The sequence below is a fragment of the Paenibacillus sp. P4_A7 genome, assembly GCF_056402455.1.
On sequence record NZ_JBFUHJ010000199.1, the window covers coordinates 1 to 9,360 of the forward strand.

Annotated in this window: 8 protein-coding genes; 2 read left to right on the forward strand and 6 right to left on the reverse strand. The window is 41.5% G+C overall.

Annotation, left to right across the window (positions count from 1 at the left end):
- Positions 1-468, reverse strand: a 468-nt coding sequence (locus AC1DWN_RS20390; RefSeq protein ID WP_477560739.1) for an SF0329 family protein, incomplete at its 3' end; no start/stop codon positions are given.
- Positions 469-494: 26 nt separating this feature from the next.
- A complete protein-coding gene (locus tag AC1DWN_RS20395; protein WP_477560740.1) occupies positions 495-1,382 on the reverse strand; it encodes a LysR family transcriptional regulator in 888 nt (295 codons plus the stop codon).
- A 112-nt stretch (positions 1,383-1,494) separates the two neighbouring features.
- Between AC1DWN_RS20395 and AC1DWN_RS20400 the strand changes: the two genes are divergently transcribed.
- Positions 1,495-2,886, forward strand: coding sequence for an MFS transporter (locus tag AC1DWN_RS20400; protein WP_477560741.1), 1,392 nt, complete (start codon positions 1,495-1,497; stop codon positions 2,884-2,886).
- Between the two features lie 73 nt (positions 2,887-2,959).
- Here the strand turns inward: AC1DWN_RS20400 and AC1DWN_RS20405 are convergent, their stop codons facing one another.
- From AC1DWN_RS20405 to AC1DWN_RS20420, 4 genes are all read right to left on the reverse strand, one after another.
- Positions 2,960-5,371: a glycoside hydrolase family 95 protein gene (locus AC1DWN_RS20405; RefSeq protein ID WP_477560742.1), complete on the reverse strand. Its 2,412-nt coding sequence runs from the start codon at positions 5,369-5,371 to the stop codon at positions 2,960-2,962.
- Between the two features lie 31 nt (positions 5,372-5,402).
- Complete coding sequence (locus tag AC1DWN_RS20410) at positions 5,403-6,227, reverse strand: carbohydrate ABC transporter permease (RefSeq protein WP_477560743.1); 825 nt, start codon at positions 6,225-6,227, stop codon at positions 5,403-5,405.
- Positions 6,224-7,105, reverse strand: a complete 882-nt coding sequence (locus tag AC1DWN_RS20415) for a carbohydrate ABC transporter permease (RefSeq protein WP_477560744.1) — start codon at positions 7,103-7,105, stop codon at positions 6,224-6,226. Before AC1DWN_RS20415 ends, AC1DWN_RS20410 begins: the two co-directional genes overlap by 4 nt.
- A gap of 99 nt (positions 7,106-7,204) precedes the next feature.
- Positions 7,205-8,563 carry an ABC transporter substrate-binding protein gene (locus AC1DWN_RS20420; protein WP_477560745.1) on the reverse strand — a complete coding sequence of 453 codons (1,359 nt, stop codon included), beginning with the start codon at positions 8,561-8,563 and terminating at the stop codon, positions 7,205-7,207.
- A 185-nt stretch (positions 8,564-8,748) separates the two neighbouring features.
- On the opposite strand from AC1DWN_RS20420, the gene AC1DWN_RS20425 reads away from it, so the two are divergent.
- The coding region (locus tag AC1DWN_RS20425) for a hypothetical protein (RefSeq protein ID WP_477560746.1) at positions 8,749-9,360 on the forward strand (612 nt) is incomplete at its 3' end.

A 9,360-nucleotide genomic window follows, 5' to 3' on the forward strand; every position in this document is an offset into this window, starting at 1 on the left:
GTCCACCAAAGCTAGAATATTCAGTAAGATATCATTGCTCTCTAAGCTTTCCTCTATAGAAATGGATAAAAACTTAGTAGCTTCAACGATAAAATTTGATTTACTTAATGATGACTGTGCTGACAAAAGCTCCTTTGCATATTCTGATATTTTTCTACTTCTTGCAATTACTTTTAAACGATCCTCCGGAACTAGCCCCTTTGTATCTTTTCTGACCGCTTCAATTTCTTCATTGTTGATAGGAATTTGGATATTTGAATCATTCTTAATTTCAAGCTCAGTCTGATACCATCTGATTAAGGTGGTTACATCACTCATATTGAGTACGTTCTTTTTATCTACCGCAATATAACAAAGTCCTGCTTTATCAGGTAAATAACGGTAGCTGGTTGCACGGTATTCGACCCTTCCATCTAACGCAGGACAGAGAAAACTCTCCAGTTGTTGCTTCAATTTACTCCAGGACATGTATCCTCCTTAGTTATGCAGCCTATTTAAATGGTCTGTTTGGATATCGATCCAAAATATTCTAAAACGACCTCACGGAATTCCAGAGCAGCCTGCGAAATGTACCGACTCCTGTGCCATAATAAAGCTATCTCCCGTACCAATTCGTGATTCTCTATTTGGAGATAATTGATATGTTCCCGTGAAAACCTTGCCGTGCTTGGTATGAAGGCTATGCCAATTTCTGCTTCAACCAGAGAGCTTAGCCTTGCAGGTTCATCTCCCTCATACACATATTTAGGTGCAAATCCGGCCGAATTGCAAATAGAGTCCACTAGATCGCGAGTACCGTAGCCTCTCTTTACACCAACAAACCATTCATCCCTTAGTTCTGACAAAGATACGCTTTTTCGATCTGCCAGCCGATGCCCCTTTGAAACAGCCACAAGGATCGGGTCGACGAACACAATTTGACATTCAATGTCATCCCCTTGTAACGGTGGTGAGGACAAGCAGTAATCGACTTCTCCTCTATGAAGAAGCGTAACCATTTCCTTTGTGGTTAGCATCTGCACATGAAATTGGATATCAGGCCGCTTTTTCCGAAACTCTCGAAGAATATTTGGTAACGTGCTTGCGGTTGTCACCGCCAACTCGAGTGTGCCATGTTCGGGGTTGGACAAATCGCTAATCTCCTGCTTCCCCTGTTCCAATTCAAACAAAGCCTTTTCTGCACGGCGAAGGAATCTGCTACCGAACTCATTCAATCGTAGCTTTCTCCCTTTTCGATCGAATAGAGGGACCCCTAAATCCTCCTCCAAGCGCCCAATCGTTTTGCTTAGTGACGATTGAGTAACGTGTAGACTTCGTGCAGCTTCTGTCATATGTTCCAAACGCGCTACCGCGAGAAAATATTGCAGTTGAAGAAGTTCCATTTCGCACCCTCCATTCATTCCTTCAAGTCAATGAAATCATAACATAAAATGCGTTGGAATAAATAAACGATCTCAAGTACGATGACATTAATACACTTTGGGGGGACCAAAAATGAATGTTCGCAGCAGGTGGTTAATGATTTCAGTTGGTCTAGGGATACTTTTGAACCCATTAAATTCTTCAATGGTTTCTGTTGCTATTCCAAATCTGCAAAATGTGTTCCAACTTAACTTCACTGGTGTTTCCTGGATTATTTTTTCATTCTACATTGCAAGTAGCATCGCCCAACCCGTCATGGGAAAGGCCAGTGATTTATTCGGTCGAAGGAGGATATTTCTAACCGGGCTTGTTGTAGCCTTCATTACATCATTATTAGCTCCATTATCTCCAAACTTCGGGTGGCTTATCGTGTTCCGCATTGTGCAAGCCATCGGAACAAGCATGATGGTTGCGGTTGGAATGGCCCTTGTGCGAATTCATATTACGGAGAATAGAGCTGCTGCGCTGTCTGTTTTGTCCATATTCCTATCCGGAGCAGCAGCAATTGGCCCCTTTTTTGGCGGGGTCGTCATTCACTGGTGGGGCTGGCCTGCTATCTTTTTCGTCAATATTCCATTCGTGGTGGTGAGTTTTCTATTATCTTGGTGGAATATTCCTAAGGACGAACCGTCAACATCCGTTCAGCGCAACATGTCCTTTCGAAAATGGTTTGATATGATTGATGCGTTAGGGATCCTGCTTTTCACTGTGGGGCTGGTTGCCCTGCTCCTTGGATTACTCTCAACCAAATCATCTGGGCATATCTCATTAGTAAATATCATTGCCTTGCTGATAGGCCTCGCTATGCTGGGGGCATTCGTACGACATGAGTTAAAAGCGACATCACCCTTTATTCCTTTGCGAACATTCGCCAAATATCCTGCGATGATTTGGGTTAATGTCGAATTCATGCTCGTTAACGTACTTTATTACTCAATCTTTTTCGGGCTTCCGTCTTACTTACAATTGGTACGTCATGTCAGTGAGTTTCAAACAGGGATTCTTATGCTAAGCTTAGGCTTGTGTTCACTAGTTACTTCTCCAATAGCAGGACGATGGATCGATAAATCAGGACCAAGGCCGGCATTGCTGGTGTCTGCAATTATGATGACATTTGGGTCGGTGTGGCTCGTGACATTAAATCAAACTTCACCAGTTATCAGCGTGTGTTTCGCTTTGGCTGCATTCGGTATTAGCAACGGGTTGAACAACGTAGGTATGCAAGCAGCCTTATTCCAAAGTTCTCCGAAAGAAATAATCGGTGTAGCATCCGGATTATTTAATACTTCAAGATATCTGGGAACCATCCTCTCTTCCTTGTTGATTGGTATCGTCATAGGAGGTAAGTTCAGTTTCGAGGGATTTCAAGTTCTTGGGATTATTCTCACGGTAATTGCATTGTCTTTGGTAATCATGAGTTGGCGGCGCCGGGAATCAGGGCAATTGCAAGAGTCAAATTTATAACAAGTTTCTAGATCAAAAAAAAATTAGCCGCTATCATGAAATAATCCATGATCGCGGCTTCTATTCAAACGTTCTAAGACGCTATCAAACTAATTTTTTGGTGAGCTTCCATATCAAATTCATAGATATATGAGCCATTCTGAATGGTATATGGAATCGAATCATGATTCTCTACATGCATGCGATTATTCGAACGTATCCGGCATTTACCTCCACGATCGGCCCACACTGAAGCTTCTAATAACTTGCCATACTTCCATTTCATATTCACTGTAAAACCTGCGCGAAGCCCCGTAACTTCACCTTCTGACCACTCCGGCGGCAGCGCTGGAAGTAAATGAAGTTCGTCAACGTGACTTTGCAGGAGTATCTCCGCCATGGCAGCGGCCGCTCCAAAATTCCCATCAATTTGAAAGATTGATCGTGAATAATCAATTCTAGTGTCAACCATATAGGGATGTCCGTCGAAAAGGTTTGGGAAAGTCGATGTGCGGAGCAACGATAACCAGCTTTTGTGAGCTTGTTCACCATCACGCAATCTTGCCCATAATGCCATACTCCATGCACAACTCCAACCCGTATGTCCTCCTCCATTTGTCAGACGATACTCTAATGATTTTCGGCACGCCTTGGCAAGCTCTTCATCTCGATCGAAACGTATAAGATCTCCAGGGTATAAACCATACAGATGAGACAAATGCCGATGACCAGGCTCCCATTCTTCGTAATCAAATGACCATTCCTGCAGACGCCCTCCCCTGCCGATTTGCAAAGGGTGCAGTTTGGACAAAGCGTCAAGCAGTTCCATTCTCCATTCAACATCCTGGTCCAGCGTTTCCGACGCTGCTATGCAATTCGTAAATAATTCTCGAATTAACAGTAAATCCATCGTTGAGGCTTTCGTCACAGCACAAGGCTCGCCTTCAACCGTTATAAATTTATTTTCGGGGGAAGTGGATGGATTCGTAATGAGATAACCGGATTCCTCATCCGGAATTAACCAATCCTGAAAAAAGTGTGCGGCTTCCTTCATGATGGGATAAGCCTCTTTTTCCAAATACACCCTATCTTTATTAAAGGAATAATGCTCCCAAAGATGGCTGCAAAACCAAGCTCCTGCCATTGGCCACAACGCCCATACAGCCTGACCGCGTGCTGGAGAAGTGTCCAACCATAAATCCACATTATGGTGAGCCGCCCATCCTCTGCAATTATAATGTATGAGGGCTGTTCGTTTCCCTTTTTTGGACAAGCGTCCTACCCAAGAAAGCAATGGCTTGTGACATTCGCTTAAATTCCCGGTTTCTGCAAGCCAATAATTCATTTGTATATTAATATTCGTAGTCCAATTGCTGCCCCAAGGTGCTCTAATTTCCTTGCTCCAAATCCCTTGCAAGTTGGCTGGCTGTGAACCCTCTCTCGAGCTGGAGATTAGCAGATAACGCGCATAATGAAAATAAAGCGCCGCCAAGTCATCGTCCACTGCGCCATTATTAACGGCTTCGATTCTTAGATTGGTTGGAAGAAGTGATGTATTCGACTGTTTAAGCTGCAGCTCAACACGGCCAGACAACTCTTCAAAATCGGAAATATGCTGCTTTTTCAGCGTCGCGAACGAAACAGCACTTCCCTCGTTTAAGCGGAGTTGGCAAGTTCGTACTAAATCTAGTTCGGGATCACAGCAATTCAACTCAGACTCCAAGAAATCGGTAGCCGCCGACAAAAGGAACGTAACAGAATCCGCATTTGCGATCTCCATTTGCCCTGTATCGCTAAAGCAAATACTTCCGCTATTACATATCACCCGTAAGCAGGTAACGAACCGCAAACCTTTATCCTTCTCATAAAGGACGGGATTTGGATGATCCTCCACATAATTAGGCTCTACATGACTTGGACAAGTTCCCTGCAAAATAATATCGGTCGATAGGCCATCTTTTCCTTGAACAACGTGCTGCAACAGACTCTCTAGCTTAACCGACAAAGAAAGCTTGCTAGAATGGGAGCTGGTATAACTAAGCACTAACAGATTGTGCGGAGCACTTACAAAGGCTTCACGTGAATAAGTGACTCCCTCATAGCTAAACGCAATGGACGCAATCCCTGTCTTTAGGTTTAATTCCCGTTTATAGTRCTCAACGGTACCTAATTCATGCTGCCGGATATGAAGGGTGCCAAGTGGAAGATAGGATTCATTCCATGTACCCAGCATATGGCGTTCCACTAGTTCTTCAGCCTCTTTATAGAGGCCTAGCGTGACGGCCTCTCTAACGCGGGAAAGATGCTTAATGGCATCATAATTATTCGTATCCCTAGAGAAGCCAGACCATAACGTATCTTCATTGAGTTGTATGGTTTCAGATTCTACTCCTCCGAAAACCATTCCTCCGAGTTTACCGTTGCCAATAGGCAATGCTTCTTCCCAGCTAGCAGCTGGTTGCTGATACCACAGCCTACTGCTCGAATCAATCGTTCGATTTGTCATCTTAAGTCATCCCCATAGTCCGACATCCTAGTTAACCTTTGACGGCACCCGTTGTCATACCCGAAATAATATACTTTTGACCAATAAGATAAATGGCCAGCACAGGAATTAATGCAATCGTGACATAAGCACAAACAAGTCCATAATTATAGGTGTACAGTTGCTGGAAGTTGAACACGCCCATCGGCATCGTCCACATGGATGTCTTCGGTACAAGGAATAAAACATTGCCGAAATCATTCCAAATCGCTGTGAATGTCAGTACGATATTTGTTGACACAACAGGCAGCAGCAGAGGAAAAATAACTTGAAAAAACATACGTAGCGGACCACAGCCATCTACAACCGAAGCCTCATCCATTTCTCGTGGTATCCCTTGGGTAAAGCTATAATAGATCAAAATCGAGAAAGGAATTTGCCCTGCCAAATCAACCATTATTAAGCCTGAGAAATCGTTGCCCATGTTTAATAATTGCAGCAGCTTAATAGCTGGTATGAATGAAAAAGGCGCAATCATACCCGCCAGCAAAAACTTATAAGTGAAGCTAGTAAAAGCGTTGCGGTTTCTTTGAATAATAAAAGCTGAGTAAGAGCATAAAAGAACGGTTAATAGGGTTACAACAGTCGAAATAAACATACCGTTGGAAAATCCCCGCCAAATCTGGCCTTGATTAAATGCTGTTGCATAGTTCTCTAGCATATAAGTTGTTGGCAGGCTTAAATCCATAATCTTTGATTCATTCTCATCCTTAATTGAGGTCAAGAAGATGAGGATAAAGGGCACAATGTATATGGCCAAAATGACAAGTGCAGCAGCATACGTTAGTATCTTGCTTAGTTTAGAGGAAGTACTCATGTTTCCGACTCCCTCCTATTTGTGAAATAACTAATGACCAAAGCCACCACAGTAATAATGATAAACTGAATGACGCTAATAGCTGCTGGATATCCGATAGAGCCTGATGACATCGATTTGACCAAGAAGGTAGTCATAACTTCCGTCGCATGGCCCGGACCGCCTCGTGTCATCGCGTAAATAATGTCAAACGCTTTAAGCCCCGAAATGATGCACAATAAGAAACTAAGATTTATCGTGCTTTTGATGAAAGGCATTGTAATATGAAGAAATTTAACAATAGGTCCGGCACCGTCGATCTCAGAGCATTCTATCAAATCTTTGGGTACTGATTGCAATGCTGCTAGTATCAGAAGCATAGACCAGCCGACCCCAACCCACACATCAACAGCAATGACAGAATAGATGGCAAGCGTAAAGCTGCCCAGCCAATCGTTTGCTAGAAAATCAAGCCCTACCTTGTTTAAAAAGGTATTAAGAAATCCATCATAGCTAAGAATATAGTTAAAAATAATAGCAACCATAATCGTTCCAAACATAATAGGCACATAAACCAATGCGCGAAGAAAATGATTCCCTCTAAATTTTCTATTCAGAAGAAGCGCTATCAAAAGGCCAATAACTGTTTTACCAAGCGCATCGATGATTGCAAATTTAAACTGATTCCATACGCTAACGAAAAAAGTATCCCCATCACTGAATAGCAGCTTATAATTTTCGAGTCCTACAAAATGAATACCCGAAGATTTAATACTTGCATCGGTTAAAGAATACAAGAGTCCTAGAACGGCAGGTGATACATAAAATATAGTAAAAATAATAAGAATCGGAATTAAATAAATAACGGGATAATTTTTTTTCTTAAATGATTGATACATATGGCTATCCTCCCTCTATCCTTGGTGGGAACTAAACCTGCCGCAATTGCGACAGGTTTAGTTCATTCTCTGTTTTGGGTAAGAGATTCTAGTATTTCATTAGAATCCAGGGATTTTGGCTATTTTAGCGTTTTTCAAATACATATCGCCATGCTTTTTTGCGAATTCTTCTGCAGTGATTCTACCTGCAAGAAGTTCTGTATATGCAGCGACCATGTCGTCATACGGAAGAGGTATCACATAAGCATCGTCACCATGCTTCGAAATTTTCCCGCTACTTACAATCGATTGAATTTCTTTCAACGCACCCGGCATTTTGTCAGATACATCGATATCTTTAAATGCGCTTACACCAGGGGAAATCTCTAAATAAGATTGCGCTTGCTCTTTATCTGATAAAAATCTCAGTAGATCTTTAGCTTCTTCTGCATGCTTGCTGTTCTTGGCAATAAACACTTGCGTCGCACCCGTTAATGCGATCGACTGCGTTCCATCTTCATTCGGGAGAGGGAAGAAGCCAATATCCGTATCTGCTTTCATTTTATAAAGCTCAGGTACGACAAAGTTTCCTTGAATAATAATTGCTGCTTGGCCATCAACCAATGCCCGCTGTTGTTTCTCGTAAGTTGCTGTTAGCAAATCCTTATTGAAATAACCTAGTTTAGCCCATTCTTCCACTTGTTTGTATTGATGTACAAACGAAGGAATGTCCTTCCATTGAATCTCGTTTTTGTTCAACTTATCCCAAACAGTAGGATCAGTTCCGCCTACGATACCATTCACGGCATTGCGATGCTGCAGCATAGTCCATCCGTCTTTTGCTGCAAAATAGATAGGAACCGTTCCACTCGCTTTGATTGATCCAAGAACCTTATTAAACTCTTCTGTCGTTTTCGGTATAGATAACCCTAAATCCGCAAATACCTTTTTGTTATAAAATGCTCCCCATGAACCTAAAGCCATCGGAGAAGGGAAGGCATAAATTTTACCATCTGTATACTTCATCGATTGAAGTGCAATGTCATTCAAACGAGATTCGAATGCCTCTCCACTAATCTCTAGCAGTTGATTTGGAACATCATATTTTTGGTAAGCACCGAAGAATATATCAATATCCCCGCCACCGGAAAGCTTCGCCTTAACAAGGTTGTCATATTGATCATCTTGAATCGCTTGAATGTCAACTTTATTACCTGTTTTCACTTCCCATTTACCGATAAGCTCTTTAATTCCCCCATAATTCAACTGGCTTGCTGCTGCAATATAACTGACTGTTACTGGATCCTTTTTCACTTCTGGCTCTACTGGCTTTTCGGTCTCAGTGACCTTATTAGTCTCTGCATTTTTTTCGGATGGAGCATTTCCCGAATTAGAAGAATTTGATCCACAAGCTGCCAACACTAGAATAAGTATTCCTACTAATAAAATGGCTAATGCTTTTTTTTGAAGCAACTTCATACGTTGACCCTCCCTTTTTTTCGATCTCGATATCCAAAGCCTCGAAACCGTTAAACTAAATGTAATCGCATTCAATTATTTAAGAAATGTAGAAATCTGACTATCTCGTTTATACTTTTTTGATCTTTTTTGATTATACGGACTGTGTTATACTTTTCATCATTCCATCTTTCAGGAGAAAAATTATGTTTAGTAAACTTGGATTTCAAAATAAACTTCTTATTACCATCATGATTATTTTTTTCTTAATCCTGCTCTTATCCACTTTTTACTTGTACGCCTATATGAAATCGATGCTTGTTCAAACCGAACTGGCAGGTCTTGTCCCTACTACACAGAAGGTTTCAGATCAAGTCGATACTCTGTACAAACAGCTTGACTACGCGGCACTCGGATTTACGAATAACCAAGATAATCTGGATGTAATGGTTGAACTAAGCAATTCTTCAAACACAAATTATCTTGATAATTTGGTTTCCCAAAATAAGCTCTCCCACAATTTAAATGCGATTTACAATGTAGTCAGCGATCTATATAAGGTTGTTATTTTTGTTCCAGATAAAAATATCTTCTTCCCTTATTTCAGAACTGAAAATCTAGTTAAAGATATTCCTTCCCCTTATATAAATTCAAGTTCGATTGGCGAGCTCTTTAAAAAAGACAAACTATTTTCAGTGATTCCTCCTCATCCTGACTTTTGGTCAACAGAACCCGAGTCCGTTATTTCTGTTGTAAGAAAATTCAGCACGCCTTATTTCACGGATTTCGGAATGCTAGAAATTCAATTGCCATATAAG

Coding starts and splice junctions, on each gene's coding strand:
- AC1DWN_RS20395 (WP_477560740.1), bottom strand. CDS start 1,382: ATGGAACTTCTTCAACTGCAATATTTTCTCGCGGTAGCGCGTTTGGAA.
- AC1DWN_RS20400 (WP_477560741.1), top strand. CDS start 1,495: ATGAATGTTCGCAGCAGGTGGTTAATGATTTCAGTTGGTCTAGGGATA.
- AC1DWN_RS20410 (WP_477560743.1), bottom strand. CDS start 6,227: ATGAGTACTTCCTCTAAACTAAGCAAGATACTAACGTATGCTGCTGCA.
- AC1DWN_RS20415 (WP_477560744.1), bottom strand. CDS start 7,105: ATGTATCAATCATTTAAGAAAAAAAATTATCCCGTTATTTATTTAATT.
- AC1DWN_RS20420 (WP_477560745.1), bottom strand. CDS start 8,563: ATGAAGTTGCTTCAAAAAAAAGCATTAGCCATTTTATTAGTAGGAATA.